Raw genomic sequence first — 18,442 nt, forward strand, 5'->3', positions numbered from 1 at the left:
CTTGAAGGGTATTTTCAATCATAATTGGAATCTTTTCTGCACAAATTTTATGAACTGAAACTCCTAAATATGATGAGATTTTCATTGAAAACTAAATAAAGTTTGTGAAAAAATAAAGTGTTTTGGAGGAATCCCATTTAATAATCCACAGGAAATCTTTTTTTAGAAAAAAAGCTGCGGTTCAATAAAAGGATGAAAAAACAAATAGATAAATTCCCCATTTCCAATCTAGACCTAACAATCGAAATCATCTAAATTTAAGGGTTATTAGGGAAACATTAAAAATTTGAAGCCATGCAAAAATACTTTCCGATCATCCTAATTTCTCTGATTTTCATTGGGTGCAAAAATGAAAAAGAAGCTTCTCGACCGAGTACAGCGCAATCCAATGTTATAGTATTGGAACAAAGTATTGAGATCGCTGATCTAAATCGGGATCGGCAAATCAGAATTTATTTACCGGAGGATTATTGGGAGACTGAGAGAAGATACCCGGTTTTGTACATGCATGACGGTCAAAATCTATTTGACGATTCTACTTCCTATGCAGGAGAATGGGGTGTAGATGAAATTCTTAACCAACATTCCATATCACCTTCATTTGAAATGATTGTTGTTGGAATCGATAATGGTCAGGAAAAACGGATGTCAGAATTAAGTCCTTGGGAAAATAAAGAGTTTGGCAAAGCAGAGGGCAAGGAATATATGGCTTTCATTGTCAATCAAGTCAAACCGCTCATCGACAGCACCTATAGGACCTTACCGGAAAGAGAAAATACAGCGATCATGGGAAGTTCTATGGGGGGATTGATTTCTCATTTCGCCGTTTACGAATATCCTGAGGTTTTTAGCAAGGCAGGTATTTTCTCACCTTCGTATTGGTATTCAGAAGAAGTCTTCGAGCATGTCCGCGAGAATCCCATTCCCAAAGATTCGAAATTGTTTTTGTATGTTGGAAAAAAGGAAGGGGAAATGGTTGATGGTTCTCAAAAAATGTATAAATATATTTTGGAAACGGGCCACCCCGAAGAGAATGTGATTTTACAAATTTCCCCAGAAGGCGAGCATAATGAAGCCTCATGGGGAAATCAGTTTGCCCCTGCGATTAAATGGCTATTTACACAATGACAATTAAGTGATATAAGGTTTGAAATCAAGTATTACTTTCACCTGATTTTCCTTTTTTAGGATTTTTATCTGATCCATTTTCACAAATCAAAAATCCTAATACCTTTGCTGACTGTTTAGTCAGTCATGAAGATAATGTTGATAGCAATCTCAATTTTAATTGTATTCGTATTGGTGGTGGTGGTTTTTATCAACCAGCCAAAATTCGGGAAACTACCATCCGGTGAGCGCTTGGAGCGCATCAAAGCTTCTCCAAATTACCAAAACGGTTCCTTCCAAAACCTCAGCGTGACACCTGACCTCACTGAGGGAGTCAGCTATTCTACGGTGATGTGGGATTTTCTTTTTGCCAAAAAGGAAAGACAAACCCCAACTGGAACCCTTCCTTCTGTAAAAACTGACCTTTTGAATCTATCTCCCGAAGCCGATATTTTGGTTTGGTTTGGACATTCCTCTTATTTCATGCAGGTTGATGGCAAGACGATTTTGGTTGACCCTGTTTTGAGCGGAGCGGCCACGCCGATGCCTGTGGGAGGGAAGTCCTTTGCTGGTTCAGACATCTATACCACTGACGACATCCCGGAAATCGATATCCTGTTTATTTCCCATGACCATTGGGATCATTTGGATTATAAGACGATCATCAAGCTCAAACCCAAAATCAAACTCGTCATCTGTGGATTGGGAATCGGTGCCCATTTTGAGCATTGGGGATTTGATTCAAAAATTATTTTCGAGAGCGATTGGCATGAGCAGGTTCCATTGGAAGCTGGGTTTTCAGTAGAGGTTTTACCGGCAAGGCATTTTTCGGGAAGGGGGTTTTCAAGGAACAAAGCCTTGTGGGTGTCTTTCGTCATCAAAACCCCAAGTATGAATTTATATCTTGGAGGTGACAGCGGTTATGACAGGCATTTTGCCGAGATAGGCAATCAATACGGTCCTTTTGATCTTGCGATTCTGGACAACGGACAATATGATGCTGCATGGAGGTATGTCCACTTGATGCCAAATGAAATCCTGAAAGCTGCTAAAGAATTGCAGGCAAAAAAGATTTTACCGGTTCACTCCTCTAAATTTGTCCTCGGAAATCATCCCTGGGATGAACCTTTGGAAAAGATCATAGTGAATAATGAATCCGAAAAGCTGAATATCATCACTCCAATGATCGGTGAACAAGTCAATCTCAAAGACAGTGCACAGCAGTTTTCGCTTTGGTGGAGGAAGGTGAAGTAGTGTTCAGGTCATAGTAAATAATCCATAGATTCCACAATTAAACGACATTTTCATTAACCAATTAACAGTTAATCAAAAAACCCATTAACCATCAACCATACTTCGACAATCTCAGTAACCAATTAATCCTTAATCCAATAAACAACCAATGGACAAAAAACAACTTATTCTCAATGCTGCTATGCGGTTGTTTGTCGAGCAGGGTTTTCATGATACCCCGACAAGCAAAATCGCCAAAGAAGCGGGGATTGCCAACGGGACTTTGTTTTATTTTTTCCCAACAAAAGATGACTTGGTCAAGGCACTTTACATTGATCTCAAAACCCAAATGGGGGGTTGTGTAGCGGAAAGCATTTCAGGGGAAATGGAATTGAAGGAGATTTTGAGGGGATTCTATAAAACTTCATTGACGTGGGCTATGGAGCACAGGCCTGAGTTTGCTTTTCTTGAGCAGTTTAACAATTCACCTTATGCAAGGAAGATTGCCAATGCCGAAATGGATATCCATACCCGACCCTTGCTTTCCCTTCTCCAAAAAGGAATCGATGATGGATTGCTCAAATCTTTGGATGTGGATTTGATTTATGCCATTGTAAGCGGGCATACCTTTGGGGTCAATAAATACCTCTCAGGCAAGACTTTTTCCCAAACGGAAGCTATTCAAGTGATGGATGAAACTTTTGAGTTGATTTGGAAATTGATTACGCCTTAATTTTTTTGCCAAAATAAATGAAAAAGCCCGTTGATTGGGCTGATCAAGATCCATTCTTCAATCCTTCCCCATCAATTCCTGCTCGATCTGTTCCAAAGTCTTGCCTTTGGTCTCAGGCAGGACAAAGTAGATCACCACAAATCCAAAGGCGCAGATGGCGCCGTACAGCCAAAAGTTATTGGCCCAACCCAGGTTTTCTTTGATCGTGGGAAAAGTATAAGTCAGGGAAAAATTTCCCACCCAATGTGCCAAAGCGGCGATGGAAATCGCAGCCCCGCGGATCCTTGTAGGAAATATCTCGGACAAAACCACCCAAAGCAGCGGTGCGAGGGTGAAGGAATAAAACATGACATTGGCAAGTACCAGAAAAACTACCGGCAAGCCACCCTGTCCTGTGTAAAAGGAATAACCGATAAAAAGATAGATGATGGCCATAGCCGATGTGCCCGTCAGAAGGAGCTTTTTTCTGCCAAATCGGTCCACCGTAAAAATGGTAATGAAAACCGAAAGTACCATTACCCCACCGATCACAACGATATTGAGCATCATCTGCTTGAGGTTATAGCCAGCCGCCTGAAAGATATCCGCAGCGTAATATATCACCACATTCAGTCCGCTCCATTGCTGAAGAAAAGAAAGGAAAATTCCGATTCCCAAGAGCCTGATGATTCTTTTATTGAGAAGTTCTTTGAAATTGACTTTGGCAAGGCTCTCCTCATCGACTGTGGATTTGATTTCGGTGATGGCAAGGTCTGCATAAAATTTCCCTCCGATTTTTTCAAGAATCTTCCTTGCTTTGGTCTCTTGGTTGTTTTTGACAAGCCATCTTGCGCTTTCGGGCACAAAAAACATCAAGACAAAAAACAACAGCGCGGGAATGGCTTCCACACCAAACATCCACCTCCAGCCATATTGCCCACTCCAGCTTGTCGCCAGGGTCGCAAAATCCGGATTGTCGGGCAGAGAATTGTCCAAAAGTGAAATCTGCCAGTTGACAACCTGCGCCAATAGCACGCCAATCATCACCAAAAGCTGCATCAGGGTGACAAACATGCCCCGCTTCTCAGGTGGTGCCACTTCTGCGATGTACAGCGGTGACAGGTTGAGGGCGATGCCCATAGCAACACCACCTACGATACGGTAAAAATTGAACCACCAGAAAGTATCGCCCAGGGCGGTCCCGATCGCTGAAACTGAAAAGAGAAAACCCGAAAATATCAGGAGCTTTTTTCTTCCCAATTTGTCGCTGAGGAAGATGCAGAGCAGGGCACCGGCCATACAGCCTACGAGTGCGGAACTTGTCCCCCAACCTTGATCAGCAGGAGAAGTGATGTTGAAATAGGGTTCATAAAATGGCTTGGCGCCACCGATTACCACCCAATCATAGCCAAAAAGAAAACCGCCTAGGGCAGCAGTCATGCTGATAAGCCAGATGTAAGTTTGGTTGTAGCTGATTTTTTGGTCCATAGTGGTTTGGGTTTGGGAATTCCAATTTAAGGTGCTGAGCCGAATTTGCAAGAGGGGTTAGGGGGAAAAAGGCTGAAATAGAACAGTGAAACAGGTGTTTATTTGCAAAAAATCAAATCGGACAAACAAATCAGGATGTAAACAGGAAAAGTTGGCTTTATTTTTTTGAATGATTTCAATTATCAATAAATTGTTCGGAATTATGGGCGGAAACCGAAAAGCCATCAGAGTAGGTGAAAAATTTTGATATAATTTTGACATGAAAGTATTTCTTTTTGGGGTTTTGTTTTTGGGCCTTGTATTGATGCAATTGGAGGTCAATGCACAGGGAATAGGAGTGAGGGCAGGTTATCAGACGGCAAGTACTACTAACAACGGGAATCAGGTTGCGGGTAGTTTGGGAAGTTTTTACTTAGGTGGGTACAAAAACATCAAGCTCGGAGTAGGTGATTTGTTGAGACTGAACACCGGATTGGAATACATGCAAAACGGGCACAGAACCAACGACGCCAATTTTAGAAGTATCAATTACCTCAGCATTCCTCTTGGGCTCAGGGCAAAACTAGGACCTCTATATGCTCAAGGCGGTATCAATGCCAATTTTAAAATCGGGGAAAAATATGAAGTCAATAGTCAGAGTGTCTTGAATGATACCAACAGAACCAGTTCTTTTGATATGCCTGTTCATATCGGAGTAGGATTCAGGCTGTTTATCATTGATATAGAGGCAAGATACCACCACGGTTTTATGGATGTCAACAACGGAAACAAGAATTCATACCTGCAAATTGGTGCAGCTTTTGGGTTTTGACCGTCTGAAGATTCTTTGATTTTCAGTGAAAAAGGAAGGGTTTAACTTCCTTTTTTTGTTTTTAATTCTTATTCAGCACCGGTTTGATTTTGCGTTTGAATTTGACATATTTGTTGGATTAGGTCAAATGGGATTTTATTCCTTTCAGGTGAATTCCTTACAATAAATCCATTGGAAGACCTTTTTATTAGATTATGAAAAAAGTAGTGGTTTTAATGATTTTTGGGATGTCAATCCTGAAACCTGATTTTACCTTTTCCCAAGGAGATACCCAGCTTTGGCTGACTTATAACAACCAGACGAGGCTTTCCGACAAATGGGGTTATACATTTGATCTGAATTACAGGACACGGGGATTTTTTCCATTCAACTCTACCCTGACAGCTGCCCGAGTCGGAGCCAATTACTTTGTTAATAATCGATTGAGGATTTCCGGGGGATATGCCTGGTTTGGGACCTATATTTCTGATTTTGATATCAATTGGCTTCCGGAACATAGACTTTGGCAGCAAATTCAATGGACAATTCCCAAATCAAAGTTTCAGTTGGTGCACCGATTCAGACTTGAACAGCGCTTCAGGCAGGAATTGGTCCGTTATCCAGCTACAGACCCAACCTATGCCTACACCACAAGAGCACGATACATGATCCAATTGCAGGGTTTATTGCTACCACCCAAAACGCCGGACGGATTTCAGCTCAGTTGGCAGGCGGCCAATGAAATCATGTTTCACAGTGGGGATATCATAAGCAGTCAAATGTTCAACCAAAACAGGACTTTGGCGGGTGTGGTGATTTCACCCAGCCGCAAATTTGACTTTGCTGTATTGTACCAATTGATCATGCAATACCAGCCGGTGCTTGATAAAGTGGAGGACATTCATTCCATCAGGTTGACGGCTTTTCATAATTTGGATTACCGCAAAAAGAGATAAGGCGGGATATTCCCGGAATCAGCATAAATTTCATAAATTGAAATTGATTCTGCCTTCATCAGACCAAAGGTAACCTCAGCGCAGTTTCCGTTATCCTCTTTCCTATTTTATGAAAAAATCATTTTTCCTGATTTTCTTGATCCTGTTTTCTTGCAGTTCATTTTTGGTGGCCCAAAACACCAAATTGACAGAGAAAACCAAAAGTGAACTCGTGGCTTTGATTGGCTCGTATTCAGAAGCAAGGGACAAAAATGACACGGTTTTGCTGAAATCAATTCTGACAGCAGAGGTGGACCAATTGGTTTCATCAGGAGAATGGAGGGAGGGTATCTCCAAGGCCGTTGAAGGAATGCAGCGGAGTTCAACCACCAATGTGGGCACAAGAACATTGACAGTAGAAAAGTGTCGATTGCTCCATCCTGAGGTCGGAATTGTAGATGCGAGGTATCAGATTGAAAGTGGGGATGGGTCTATCCGAAAAATGTGGAGCACCTTTTTCGTGGTCAGGGAAAAAGGTAAATGGAAAATCTCCGCCATCAGGAATATGCTTCCGACTACTCAATAAATGTTTTGATATTTTATAAATTTCCAAATGACTAGATTCAACAAGATTGTTCTGAAAGGCTCCCTTTTTGTTTTGATTTTTCACCTGTTTGTGTTGGCTGCATTTTCACAAAGTGACAGTACGGCTGTGGATAGGGAAGGGATGCGAAAGGGTATCCAAGGATTCCCTGTTTTGGGTGTCATGAATGATACTGTATTTTATGTTTACATCAAGATGGGAGCTTCCACTCCAAGTGAAAGGGCCAAGCATATAACTGAAAAAATCAGAAGATTGTACGAGGATCCTAATTTCAGTGTGGACTCCTTGACCATTGTCGAATCCGAAAATACGGTGGACCTTGTTTACCGTGACATTATCGTGACGAGCGTATCACCTCAGGATGCTGCTATATATGATTTAAGCCTGTATGAAATATCAGGGGAGGCCAAGAGGAGAATTTCACAATCGGTCAAAAACGCCCTCGAAGAGCGCAAATTGAGCAAAATCCTGTTTAGGGTATTGTATACCTTTATCATGTTTTTGGTTGCCTTTCTTTTGTATTGGCTTATCAATAAAGGCTATTCGGCCATTCTTAAATACCTTAGAAAAAACCGGGATAGGTTTCTCAAAAACCTTACTTATAAGGATTATACATTTTTGACAGCAGAACAAGAATTGAGGGCAATTCTTGTTTTCCTGAAGGGAGTTAGATTGTTTTTTTTCGTTGTCCTAGGGTATTTAGTCTTATCCATTGGGTTCAGTATTTTCCCTCTAACCAGAGGATGGGCTGCTGCTTTGTTGGGATTGGTTTGGTCCCCTTTCAGGTCGATTTTCCTTGCGGTTTGGGATTACCTTCCAAACTTGGTTACCATTTTGGTGATTTCTGTAGTGATGCATTATTTCATCCTTTTTGTCAGGTATATTTTCTTAGAAATTGAAGCAGAGAAACTAAAATTTTCCGGATTCCATTCGGATTGGGCCATGCCTACCTATGGCATTGTCAGGGTACTGTTATATGCATTCACTTTAGTGCTGATTTTCCCCCATTTGCCGGGTTCAGATTCCAATGTTTTCAGAGGAGTTTCGGTTTTTATAGGAGTACTTTTTTCCCTTGGCTCTTCTACCGCCATAGCCAATATGGTGGCAGGATTGGTGATCACCTACATGCGTCCTTTCAAAATCGGAGATAGGATCAAAATTGGGGATATTACAGGGATAGTGTTGGAAAAGACACTTTTGGTTACCAGGATCCGAACCATCAAAAACGAGGAAATCACCGTACCCAACTCTTCCGTACTTGGGGGGAACACTATCAATTATACCACTTTGGCCAAAACTGAGGGACTGATAATCAATACCACTGTAACCATCGGCTACGATGTCCCATGGAGGGAAACGCATGCAGCTTTGATAGAAGCTGCTTCGAGAACAGATTTGTTATTGAAAGAGCCGCCACCATTTGTATTTCAGACAAGTTTAGATGATTTCTATGTTTCCTACCAAATAAATGCCTACTCAAGGGAATCTATAGGAATGGCAAGGGTATACTCAGAGCTGCATCAAAATATCCAGGATGTATTTTTCGAAAGAGGAATAGAAATCATGTCGCCGCATTACCGTGCCGCAAGGGATGGGAATATGACTACCATTCCTGCCAATTACCTTCCCCAGGATTATCAGGTACCGGCATTTAATGTCAAAATGGATCAAAAAAAAGACATTTGATTCCTTTGCTTTCAGAATCTAACAGCGGTCAAATATTTTCAAAAATGCTTACTATTGTTCGTACCAACTCCCAAAACGCTGATTTCATCGGACTGGTCAAGTACCTCGATGCCGGACTCGCTGTCACTGATGGGGAAGACCATGCTTTCTACAATCAATTCAATAAAATTGATAATATCAAATACGTCACGGTCGCGTATGAAAATGAAGTGGCTGTTGGCTGCGGTGCCATCAAGGAATTTTCTGAAGGGAGCATGGAAGTCAAGCGGATGTTTGTACTTCCCGAGCAAAGAGGAGTTGGTATTGCCAAGAAAATCCTTTCTGATCTTGAAACCTGGGCTGCAGAATTGGGTTATTCCAGATGTATCCTAGAGACTGGCATAAGACAAGTGGAAGCAGTGGCATTGTACAAAAAAAGCGGTTATAGCATCATTCCCAATTACGGTCAGTATGCTGGAGTTGAAAACAGCATCTGTTTTGAAAAAGTACTCAAACCATAACCATCCCATAAATCAAAGTATCATTGAATCAGGAATTTGACTATATCATCGCAGGGGCAGGAGCGGCAGGTCTGAGTTTGGCGCTTTATATTTTGGAAGAACCCGCGCTCAAAGACAAGCAGGTTTTGGTTCTGGATAAACATGTCAAAAACAGCAATGACCGTACCTGGTGTTTTTGGCAAAAGGAGCCAAGTCCATTTGACCAAATTCTGCATGCAAGTTGGGACGAGCTCTATTTTCATTCTCCTGTTTTTTCCAAGGTTCTGGAAATCCAACCCTATCGCTACAAAATGCTCCGTAGCAGGGATTTTTATGAGTTCTGTTTGGGTAAAATAAAAGAGTCTAAAAACTTCAGCTTTGTTCAGGAGGATATCAAAGAAATGATGGCCGATGGAACTGTCATCTGTCAGGGACAAACATTTAAAGGAAAGTATATTTTCAACAGTGCCTTTGTGTCTATTCCCAAGACCACCGGCAAACACCATTTGCTGCAGCATTTCACCGGATGGTTTGTCAAAAGTCCGGAGGCTATTTTTGATCCCCAACGGCCGGTTTTGATGGATTTCCGGATTGACCAAAAGGGGGATTGCAGGTTTATGTATGTGTTGCCAAAAAATGAGCATCAAGCCTTGGTGGAGTATACCATCTTTTCAGACAGTCTTCTCGAGGAAGCGGAATATAAGGCCGCCCTGGAAACATATTGTCGGGAGGTTTTGAAATTGGATTCCTACGAAATTGAAGAAACGGAGTACGGCGTCATTCCGATGACCAACGAACCGATTCCCAAAACCCAAAGCGGGCATGTCATCAATATCGGTACCGCAGGAGGCCATACCAAAGCCTCAACAGGCTATACTTTTTCTTTTACCCAAAAGAAATGCAGAAAGATTGCCGCCAACTTAGCTGACAACAAACTACCCTTGGATGGACTTGACAGCAAATTTGACAAGTACCTCCTTTATGACTCCATCTTTTTAAGGGTTTTGTCAGAGAAGAACTTTCCTGCTTGGCGTGTTTTCAGCGAACTTTTCGAAAAGCTTCCGCCAAAAACAGTATTTGATTTCCTGGATGAAAACACCAACCTATTGACGGACATCAGGGTCATGAACTCCACCCATATCCCTACATTTCTCAAAGCCGCATTAAAAGAGGTCCTCTGATTTATTCAAATGATGGAATTACAGAAATCATGTTTTTTAATTCCGATAATCACAAAACCCTTTTCAAATGATTGGCAGAAAGCCATCTTTAAACTTTTCAAAAAATATCCCCATGAAACCATCTCATCTCCACATGTCGACAAATAAATTCCTTACAGCAGTTTTGTTTTTTTCTTTTGTCATCGTCGGATTTGATTCCTATGGACAGGAGATGAGTTTTGAGGAATACAATCCACCTTCGACATTGGTTGTGCCTGAAAACCCGATCAAAAGAGCCAAATTCCCATTTATTGACATCCATAGCCATCAGTGGAATGTGTCACAGGAAAGGGTCAATATCTTGGTCAAGGAAATGAATGAACTCAATATGGCTGTCATGGTCAACCTCAGCGGCCGGGGTAGGGGAGCAGCCGGAGACATTGATGGACAGGAATATATGTATTCGATGATCAGGAGGTTTAATGGTGTCGCACCTGGAAGGTTTATAGTATTTACCAATTTATCATTCAGGGAATTTGGTGCTCCTGGTTGGATTGAGAAAGCTGTGGCCGATTTGGAAAAAGATGTTCAGAACGGAGCCAATGGATTGAAAATCTATAAGAGCCTTGGTTTGTCTACCAAAGATATTAATGGTGTACGTGTGCCGATAGATCATCCTGACTTGGATCCGGTTTGGAAAAAATGCGGAGAACTTGGGATTCCTGTGATCATCCATGCTGCAGATCCTGAGGCTTTTTGGCAGCCATTGGATGCCAACAACGAAAGATGGTTAGAATTGAAACTAAATCCGGGAAGGAAGAGAAGCGATACTGACCCTGCACCTTTTGATCAGATCATTGCTGAGCAGCATCATGTATTTAAGAAGCATCCAAAAACCACTTTCATCAATGCCCACATGGGTTGGATGGCCAATGACCTTGACAAAGCAAGTGCGCACCTTGATATGTATCCCAATGTGGTTTTCGGGATAGGTGCGATCATCGCAGAGTTTGGAAGACAACCAAAGCGTGCCAACCGGTTTTTTAACGAGTATCAGGACAGGATCCTTTTTGCGAAAGATGCCTACAACAAAGAAGAATTCTACACTTACTTCCGGGTATTGGAAACAGAGGACGAATATTTTCCCTATTACAAAAAGTACCACGCTTTTTGGAGCATGTATGGACTTGGGCTATCGGATGAAGTCCTGAAGAAAGTTTACTACAAAAACGCACTAAGGATCATCCCAAATATTGACAAGAGTGGTTTTCCGGATTGAGAATCAAATCCAATTAAAATCTAGAGATAAACAGAAGTAGGAGTTATCAATAGTTTGGAAGCTTCATTGTTAAAGAATCCTAAAAATCTGAAATTCATCAAAATGCAATCCTCATGGGTTGCATTTTTTGTTTAGTTTAGCTTGTACTATTTGAATTGATCTTCAAATCAACTTTCTAATAATGCGGGTTCTTCTGATTTCTTTGCTTCTTATTTTTTTTCAATGGTTCGCATCTCCTTCCGGGACTTTTCAATCTATTTTTCCACAGAAAACGATTTTAGGAATAATATTAGACCAATCAACTCAAAAACCAATTCCTTATGCCAATATCGGGATACCTGGGTCCAACATCGGAACGATTTCAAATATGGATGGGACCTTTGACCTTTTGGTCCCCGATAAATATCTAGAGGATACACTTATGGTTTCTGCACTTGGGTATGAATTCAAAAAAATACCCATCCACCAATTGATTCAAGAAACCTATGGAGTGATTTATTTGACGCCAAATGAAAAATTGCTGGATGAGGTCATTATTACCGGAAAAAGAACCAAGAATAGGGTTTTTGAACTTGGAAATAATCAATCAAGGGGTGGAGTCATTGAAAATGACACTACCTATTCAGGAAGGTCGATGGCATTATTGATAGAAAATTCCGGTCCGGGATTCCAAAAGGATTTTGTTTTTCCGGTTTATCTCGAAAGTGCAAGGTTGAAAATATTCAGAAATAATCTAAGTGCTGTCAAGTTTCGTTTGAGAGTCAATGAGTTAGATAAAACTACAGGAAAACCTGGAATGGATTTACTTCAGGAAAGTTTGGTTGTGGAATCTGATTTGAAAAATGGTTGGTTGGAATTTGATCTTTCAAATTTCAACTTTTTAGTAAATGAGCCATTTTTTATCACATTCGAGCAAATTACAGACCGTAATGACAGAAAGGCAATCGCCGACGGTTACAGGGAATTTATCAGCAAACATCCTGAAAAACTGATTTCAGATACAACCATCGTTGATGGGAAGATAGAGGTAAAACAGAAACTTATAGGAGCTGGGATTGACATTCCGGGAACATTTGTAGCCATTTCTACAACTGAATTAGCAAAAGAGAGTTTTAAAAGTTATGTCAGGGAAACAAGTTTTGGCGATTGGGAGAAGGTAAATGGTATCCTGACCGCAACGGTCTTGTTAAGCAACCAACCGGTATCCGATAAGATATCCTCCAAAAAACCATCTTGTGAAAATGATCCAGTTTGCCAAGCCAACCAACTTTTAGAGGATTTTATGAATGAATCAAATTTACCCGGACTTCAATTGGCAGTAAGTAAAAATGGCAAGGCTGTATATGCTGTTTCAAAAGGATTTTCATCTTTTGAAAATGAAACACCGGTTTCTGATTCTACCAAATTCAGGATCAACAGCATTTCCAAGTCAGTTACATCTCTTGGTTTGGTAAAGCTTGTTGAATCTGGGGAAATCAATCTTGACACAAACATCAAAACTTATTTACCTGATTTTCCTGATAAAAAATTTCCAATCACCACCCGACAATTGGCAGGACATATTGCAGGAATCCGTGATTATGATGAATCCAACATGAAGGATTTTATCCAGGGTGAGCATTACGGTTCTATGATAGAGGCAGTTTCCATCATAAAGGATGATAGTTTGCTGTTTGAGCCAGGAAGTGAATTTCATTATTCCACTTTTGGTTGGAACTTGATAGGAGCCGTGCTGGAAAGCGTCACCCGCAGAAATTATTTGGAATTTATGGAAATGGAAATTTTCAACCCGATTGGAATGACCAATACCTGTGGTGATAATAGTATGGATGTGATTCCAGAAAGGGCAACATTTTATGATTCAACCGGACTGGCAAATGATTTGGGTGATTGGAGTTACAAATATTCGGGAGGAGGTTTGTTGTCAACTGTATCAGACCTTTTAAGGTTTGGCAATGCTGTATTGCATCTCCCGAGGAGCCAAAAAGAGATTCTTTTTAGCAGCATGAAAACTGCAGATGGGGTTGAGACTGGATATGGTCTTGGATGGTATATTGGAAAGGATAAAAATGGGCAAACAATCTGGTATCATTCTGGAGATTCATTCAGTAGCAGTTCACACCTTGTGCTTTATCCTGATATTGAATTGGTCATTGCATTTCTTGGAAATTCCCAAGAAGGTGCTGCCTTTGATATCCAAGAGATTGGATCTCTTTTTTATAAAGAATCAAACTTAAAATGATAATCCCCTTTAAATCCCCTCAAACAACTCAAAACTCTCCATGTATTCGGGAATAATCGGATGCCAGTCCAACTCTTCCTTGAGTCTGAATGCCAATGCCTCAGATACTTCTTTTTCACCGTGGACAAGAAATACCTTTTTGGGCCTTGAAGTAAATCCCTCGGCCCATTCTATCAGTTCGTCCTGATCGGCATGTGCCGAAAGTCCCTCGATGTAAAATACTTTTGCTTTGACAGGAACATCAATGCCGTACATACGGGCGGTTTCTTCTCCGTCCAGAATCCTTCTGCCACGTGTTCCTTCGGCTTGGTAACCAACAAAGATGATGCTGTCTTGCTCGTTAGGTAAGCGGTGATAAAGGTGGTGGAGGATCCTGCCGCCGGTCGCCATCCCGCTTGCAGAGATGATGATGGCATCTCCCCGCAGATTGTTGAGTGACATGGAGGATTCCTGGCTTTGGTAGTAATGAAGGTTTTTATGCAAGAAAGGATTGCATCCCTCTTCCTCCAATACCGGGCAAAGCCTGTGATAGGATGAGAAATCCTTGTACATCTTGGTGACATCAATGGCCATCGGACTATCGACGTAGATGGGTATATCCGGGATTTTTCCTTTTTGAAGGAGCAGGTGAAGGTAGTACAGGATCATTTGGGTTCTTCCCACTGCAAAGGCAGGAATGACGGCTACTCCTCCGTTTCGGAATGTTTCACGGATTGCCCTCCCGAGTTCCTCTTCAGGTTTGGGATTGGACTGCTTTCTATTGCCGTAGGTAGATTCCATCAAGAGTATATCGGCAAAGGGAACCCTTACCGGAGGATTGAAAATGGGGTCATGGTACCTGCCCAAGTCACCGGAAAAAACGATTTTCTTTTCCTGATTTTCTCCCTTGATTTTTAATTTGAGTATTGCTGCGCCGAGGATATGACCGGCATTAAAGTAAGTAAATGAAATCCGGTCATTTATTTTTTCTTCCTGCTCCATGTAGATGGGCTGAAGCAGTGGGAATACTTTCTCCGCATCTTCTTTGGTGTAGAGGGGCTGAGGCTTTTCATGTCGTGAATAGCCCTTTTTCTGCGCATAAGCGGCCTCTTCTTCCTGCAACTTTGCCGAATCCAACAAAAGTATTTTAGTGAGTTCCATGGTAGGGAAGGTACAATAGATAAGACCTTCAAAACCTTCCTTGACCAGTTTGGGTAAATACCCTGTATGGTCAATGTGGGCATGGGTAAGGATTACCAAGTTGATTTGGGCAGGGTCAATTGGGAATTTGTCCCAATTTCGGAGTCTATATTCTTTCATGCCCTGAAAAAGGCCGCAGTCCACAAGGATTATGAGATGGTCGATTTCGAGTAAATACCTAGAGCCGGTGACGGTCTTGGCCCCGCCTAAAAATTTGAGTTTGACTTGCATCTTCTTTTGGGTTTGTTGCTATATAAAAATACGATTCTTTTGTTGGATTAAAGGTTGGATTCAATGCTTTCCTCACAAAAGATTAAAATAACTTTTATTGTTTTCTTATTTGACATCCCTCGTATGGGTTATATAAAGTGACAAGAGAAGTAAAGACATATCATTTATTTACAATGATTGAAGAATATTGCGAAAAGATAGTTCTAACCATTTCGGTATAGTCAATTCTCTTATTTACAAGATTCGTGACCGAAATTTCATTCGCTACCGTAATTTATACCACGGGCTGCGGTGCATTAAGATTAGAGAAAGTATTTAAATTAGTGTAGCACCTTACCCGTGGCTATTATTATTTCGCCCGCTTCGGGGCTTTCGTCGCGTTTAGAATCCTCTTCCTAAAAAGGTTCCTCCTATGAAACCACTGCGGGGTGCAGGAAATTTTACCGGGCCGGCGAGGCAAAGCGGGAGGGAGGATTAAAATTTCTTGAACTTTTTGGTTACTTTTTGTTTCAAGACAAAAAGTGACACGAGAAAAGATCTTCAAAATGCGGTGTAATTATTGAAAAATAGAATGGGAACATTGAGATTAAATTGATTAATCAATCTTCCTTTTTTTGGTGTAGACCCCATTCCTTTCTTAATCTTTTTGGTCTCAAAAATGAGCTGAATCATATATTAAAAAGCGGGAACCCTATGGATTCCCGCTTTTGAAAATGTTGACATAATCTTCTATTTCTTTGTCACTTCATAAAATAAGCCCCTTCAAACTTCACCCTTGACAAGCTATCGGCAGAAGTGGTCTTGCCGGCTTGACTACAGGTAAGGCACAGCAACCCTTTTTCATTAAATACCCAATGGTTGCGTGAATTGATGTCTCTCGTTTTGTAGCCATTGCGGTGGATGGTGTTTTGGATGATCGGAATGATCGATTTATCCATCACAAATGGCCTGTCATAAGGTATTTCCAAGTCAAGGCTGAGGTTTTGCACCCTGAATTTATCCAATTCATTCAAATTGATCGACCGTTCAAAAGTCACCGTAGAGTCCTCCACTTTGTAGCTGTATTGAATAGATTCGGCGTTTTTCAAGGCATCGGCTTTGTTTTTTCCCCTAGCTTCAAAGTTTTGAATCAATATAGGTTCAGCAGCATCCGTGCCTTCAAGCTGGAGCTTTACAAGGTCAAATATTCCTCCCTCTTTATTGGTATCCACTGATTTAAGGACTATCGTACCTGGTGCAAAGGCCAATGGCTGTTCTACTGTATGGGTTGCTTCGGTTTTGAAGGATGCCACTACACGTGGTATCTGGAAGGCACATAGCCCAATGCTCAGCAACCAAAGTCCTAATGCCACCAATCCGAATCTTGCGTCGATGATGCTCTTTTTGACAAGCACCGAGATGCCTAACAGTACGATGATGATTCCCGGAATCAGCATGGCTACGGCTGCGGAGATCGCAAGCCAAGTAGGTACGATTTCAGTGATCCATTCCATGGGTATGCTCTCCCTGATTCCTAAGTACACATCACTTCCCGGTGCTATTCCGAAATATACAGCCAAAGCGACAAGTGGGGCAATTGTGATGGACATTCCGATGATGAATATGATCAATCCGAAAAAGACCCGGATGACCGCTAGCAGGAATGAACCCAATGGTCCCAATGCCTCACCAAGTGCATTGATTACTTTTCCTAGAAATCGGAAGGGTGCCAAAAGGATTTTCCTTGCCTGACTTTCTTCTTTTGGAAGGATGGGGTTTTGATTTTCCTTAATCGTGGTTTCAATATTATCCAAAGTGATGGCGCCACCTTTCATTTCAATTCTCTCAGTGATTGATTTGGCCACCGGCGTAATGATCCAAAGGATGATGTAGATAACGAATCCTGATCCACCGGCAAATATCAACCCGATAAACAACAGTCTCATCCAGATCACTTCAATACCAAAGTAGGCCGCCAATCCACTGGCCACACCTCCTAGGGTTTTGTCGTCCGGATTTCGGTAGAGCTTCTTGATGTTTTTATCCTCAGGTTCGTCGTAGGATACCGGCAGGATTACCCACAATACGATATAGGCGATGATGGCAAAGAATCCGAAAGAAAGGCTGAAATTGAAGTTCCAAGGTAGAAAATCCCAACCCGGACTTCCGAGTTTCAAGTTGCCGCTAAAGATCAGCAAGATCGCCACCAGCCTGGTCCAAAGCGGGTCAATGGAAAGGTAATTTGCCATTCCGGCACAAACCCCACCGAGGATTTTGCGGTTTTCCAGTCTTGTGAGTTTTTTGTAGCCTTTGGTGTTTTCGTGCGGAGTGATATGCTTATAGTAATCATATTCCTCATTGGCCTCTGCTTTTTTATCTTCAGGACTATCGTCCAATTCCTCCTCAATTGCCTTAAAATCGGCAATCGTACCCATCTTTTCGATCAGGCTGTTTACATTTTCGGCGGTGATGACCTGCTTGTTGTTTTTGAGGTTGCTGAGGAAAATTTCCGCAATCCTGTTTTCGATATCGGAAATGATTTCCTGATTGTCCTCATAGTGAGAAAAATGCCTGTTGATGGATTCAAGGTATTTTTTCAATGTGGTATAACCATCCTCTTCTATGTGAAACAGGATCCCACTGATGTTGATGCTTATTGTCTTTTTCATGGCTTATTTCTTTGAGGTGATTAATTGGGTAGAATTGACCAGGGAATCCCAGGTTTCATTCAGGGTTTCTAAAAACCTTGATCCTTCTTCTGTGATGGAATAATACTTTCTGGGCGGTCCGGATTCGGATTCTACCCATTTGTAGGAAACCAAAGAGGCATTTTTGAGTCTGTTGAGCAGAGGGTACAAAGTACCTTCCACCACGATCATCTTGGCGTCTGTAAGTTCCTCGATCATGTCTGAGGCATATACTTCCCCTCTGGCTATGATATGCAAAATGCAGAACTCCAGAAGTCCTTTCCGCATTTGTATCTGGGTGTTTGAAGCGTTCATTTTTTCTGAGTGGTTTAGTTACCAAGGAGTGTGTTTCAAAGCGTAGACATACTCCTTTTCCCATCAACCTTTAGAAAAACTGTACCAAAGTGTAAAACAGTACCTTGCATTACAAGACTTGTGTGTATAAAAAGGTACTGGAAAATTAAAAAAATATTAAAAAAGTTCGTTTTTTTTTATTTGAGGCATTTTTTGCCTGAATTTTGACCAAGGGATTTTTTTTAGACTTGATATACAAAAAGGATTTCAGGAAAAACAAGTGTGGCTGAAGTGGACAATATTATGTACACTTCCGAACAGGATTTTGGGAGTCAGGGCGTTCATTTTTATTTTGGG

The 18,442-nt window shown here is 41.4% G+C and carries 15 protein-coding genes; 11 read left to right on the forward strand and 4 right to left on the reverse strand.

Translation table 11 applies throughout. The features are described from left to right. Positions 1 to 294 precede the first annotated feature (294 nt). From DQW11_RS17135 to DQW11_RS17145, 3 genes are all read left to right on the forward strand, one after another. Entirely contained in the window at positions 295 to 1,128 is an 834-nt protein-coding gene (locus DQW11_RS17135) for an alpha/beta hydrolase (protein WP_113925340.1), read from the forward strand. A 135-nt stretch (positions 1,129 to 1,263) separates the two neighbouring features. Further along, positions 1,264 to 2,361 carry an MBL fold metallo-hydrolase gene (locus tag DQW11_RS17140; RefSeq protein ID WP_113925341.1) on the forward strand — a complete coding sequence of 366 codons (1,098 nt, stop codon included), beginning with the start codon at positions 1,264 to 1,266 and terminating at the stop codon, positions 2,359 to 2,361. Positions 2,362 to 2,509: 148 nt separating this feature from the next. Continuing rightward, entirely contained in the window at positions 2,510 to 3,073 is a 564-nt protein-coding gene (locus DQW11_RS17145) for a TetR/AcrR family transcriptional regulator (protein ID WP_113925342.1), read from the forward strand. A gap of 57 nt (positions 3,074 to 3,130) precedes the next feature. Here DQW11_RS17145 and DQW11_RS17150 read toward each other — a convergent pair whose 3' ends face one another. Continuing rightward, positions 3,131 to 4,540 (reverse strand): sugar porter family MFS transporter, encoded by a 1,410-nt coding sequence (locus DQW11_RS17150; protein WP_113925343.1) that lies wholly within the window; start codon positions 4,538 to 4,540, stop codon positions 3,131 to 3,133. 259 nt (positions 4,541 to 4,799) lie between these two features. Here DQW11_RS17150 and DQW11_RS17155 point away from each other — a divergent pair, with 259 nt between their 5' ends. From DQW11_RS17155 to DQW11_RS17190, 8 genes are all read left to right on the forward strand, one after another. Continuing rightward, positions 4,800 to 5,351 carry an outer membrane beta-barrel protein gene (locus DQW11_RS17155; protein ID WP_113925344.1) on the forward strand — a complete coding sequence of 184 codons (552 nt, stop codon included), beginning with the start codon at positions 4,800 to 4,802 and terminating at the stop codon, positions 5,349 to 5,351. Between the two features lie 194 nt (positions 5,352 to 5,545). Then, positions 5,546 to 6,286, forward strand: a complete 741-nt coding sequence (locus tag DQW11_RS17160) for a DUF2490 domain-containing protein (RefSeq protein WP_113925345.1) — start codon at positions 5,546 to 5,548, stop codon at positions 6,284 to 6,286. Between the two features lie 109 nt (positions 6,287 to 6,395). After that, positions 6,396 to 6,851, forward strand: coding sequence for a DUF4440 domain-containing protein (locus DQW11_RS17165; protein WP_113925346.1), 456 nt, complete (start codon positions 6,396 to 6,398; stop codon positions 6,849 to 6,851). A 27-nt stretch (positions 6,852 to 6,878) separates the two neighbouring features. After that, positions 6,879 to 8,555: a mechanosensitive ion channel family protein gene (locus tag DQW11_RS17170; protein ID WP_113925347.1), complete on the forward strand. Its 1,677-nt coding sequence runs from the start codon at positions 6,879 to 6,881 to the stop codon at positions 8,553 to 8,555. Positions 8,556 to 8,599: 44 nt separating this feature from the next. Then, entirely contained in the window at positions 8,600 to 9,055 is a 456-nt protein-coding gene (locus tag DQW11_RS17175; RefSeq protein WP_113925557.1) for a GNAT family N-acetyltransferase, read from the forward strand. 23 nt (positions 9,056 to 9,078) lie between these two features. Next, a complete protein-coding gene (locus tag DQW11_RS17180; protein ID WP_157966136.1) occupies positions 9,079 to 10,215 on the forward strand; it encodes a lycopene cyclase family protein in 1,137 nt (378 codons plus the stop codon). Positions 10,216 to 10,327: 112 nt separating this feature from the next. Further along, positions 10,328 to 11,473, forward strand: coding sequence for an amidohydrolase family protein (locus tag DQW11_RS17185; protein WP_232826781.1), 1,146 nt, complete (start codon positions 10,328 to 10,330; stop codon positions 11,471 to 11,473). A 181-nt stretch (positions 11,474 to 11,654) separates the two neighbouring features. Further along, positions 11,655 to 13,715 carry a serine hydrolase gene (locus DQW11_RS17190; protein ID WP_113925349.1) on the forward strand — a complete coding sequence of 687 codons (2,061 nt, stop codon included), beginning with the start codon at positions 11,655 to 11,657 and terminating at the stop codon, positions 13,713 to 13,715. 9 nt (positions 13,716 to 13,724) lie between these two features. Here the strand turns inward: DQW11_RS17190 and DQW11_RS17195 are convergent, their stop codons facing one another. From DQW11_RS17195 to DQW11_RS17205, 3 genes are all read right to left on the reverse strand, one after another. Beyond that, positions 13,725 to 15,125 (reverse strand): MBL fold metallo-hydrolase RNA specificity domain-containing protein, encoded by a 1,401-nt coding sequence (locus DQW11_RS17195; protein ID WP_113925350.1) that lies wholly within the window; start codon positions 15,123 to 15,125, stop codon positions 13,725 to 13,727. Between the two features lie 740 nt (positions 15,126 to 15,865). Continuing rightward, complete coding sequence (locus DQW11_RS17200; protein WP_113925351.1) at positions 15,866 to 17,773, reverse strand: PspC domain-containing protein; 1,908 nt, start codon at positions 17,771 to 17,773, stop codon at positions 15,866 to 15,868. 3 nt (positions 17,774 to 17,776) lie between these two features. Then, a complete protein-coding gene (locus tag DQW11_RS17205) occupies positions 17,777 to 18,106 on the reverse strand; it encodes a PadR family transcriptional regulator (protein ID WP_113925352.1) in 330 nt (109 codons plus the stop codon). Positions 18,107 to 18,442 lie beyond the last annotated feature (336 nt).

The sequence above is a fragment of the Cognataquiflexum aquatile genome, assembly GCF_003316845.1.
Lineage (GTDB): Bacteria > Bacteroidota > Bacteroidia > Cytophagales > Cyclobacteriaceae > Cognataquiflexum > Cognataquiflexum aquatile.

Bases quoted from the DNA above. Each gene is read 5' to 3' on its own strand.
- DQW11_RS17135 (WP_113925340.1), top strand. From the start codon at position 295: ATGCAAAAATACTTTCCGATCATCCTAATTTCTCTGATTTTCATTGGG.
- DQW11_RS17140 (WP_113925341.1), top strand. From the start codon at position 1,264: ATGTTGATAGCAATCTCAATTTTAATTGTATTCGTATTGGTGGTGGTG.
- DQW11_RS17145 (WP_113925342.1), top strand. From the start codon at position 2,510: ATGGACAAAAAACAACTTATTCTCAATGCTGCTATGCGGTTGTTTGTC.
- DQW11_RS17150 (WP_113925343.1), bottom strand. From the start codon at position 4,540: ATGGACCAAAAAATCAGCTACAACCAAACTTACATCTGGCTTATCAGC.
- DQW11_RS17155 (WP_113925344.1), top strand. From the start codon at position 4,800: ATGAAAGTATTTCTTTTTGGGGTTTTGTTTTTGGGCCTTGTATTGATG.
- DQW11_RS17160 (WP_113925345.1), top strand. From the start codon at position 5,546: ATGAAAAAAGTAGTGGTTTTAATGATTTTTGGGATGTCAATCCTGAAA.
- DQW11_RS17165 (WP_113925346.1), top strand. From the start codon at position 6,396: ATGAAAAAATCATTTTTCCTGATTTTCTTGATCCTGTTTTCTTGCAGT.
- DQW11_RS17170 (WP_113925347.1), top strand. From the start codon at position 6,879: ATGACTAGATTCAACAAGATTGTTCTGAAAGGCTCCCTTTTTGTTTTG.
- DQW11_RS17175 (WP_113925557.1), top strand. From the start codon at position 8,600: ATGCTTACTATTGTTCGTACCAACTCCCAAAACGCTGATTTCATCGGA.
- DQW11_RS17185 (WP_232826781.1), top strand. From the start codon at position 10,328: ATGAAACCATCTCATCTCCACATGTCGACAAATAAATTCCTTACAGCA.
- DQW11_RS17190 (WP_113925349.1), top strand. From the start codon at position 11,655: ATGCGGGTTCTTCTGATTTCTTTGCTTCTTATTTTTTTTCAATGGTTC.
- DQW11_RS17195 (WP_113925350.1), bottom strand. From the start codon at position 15,125: ATGCAAGTCAAACTCAAATTTTTAGGCGGGGCCAAGACCGTCACCGGC.
- DQW11_RS17200 (WP_113925351.1), bottom strand. From the start codon at position 17,773: ATGAAAAAGACAATAAGCATCAACATCAGTGGGATCCTGTTTCACATA.
- DQW11_RS17205 (WP_113925352.1), bottom strand. From the start codon at position 18,106: ATGAACGCTTCAAACACCCAGATACAAATGCGGAAAGGACTTCTGGAG.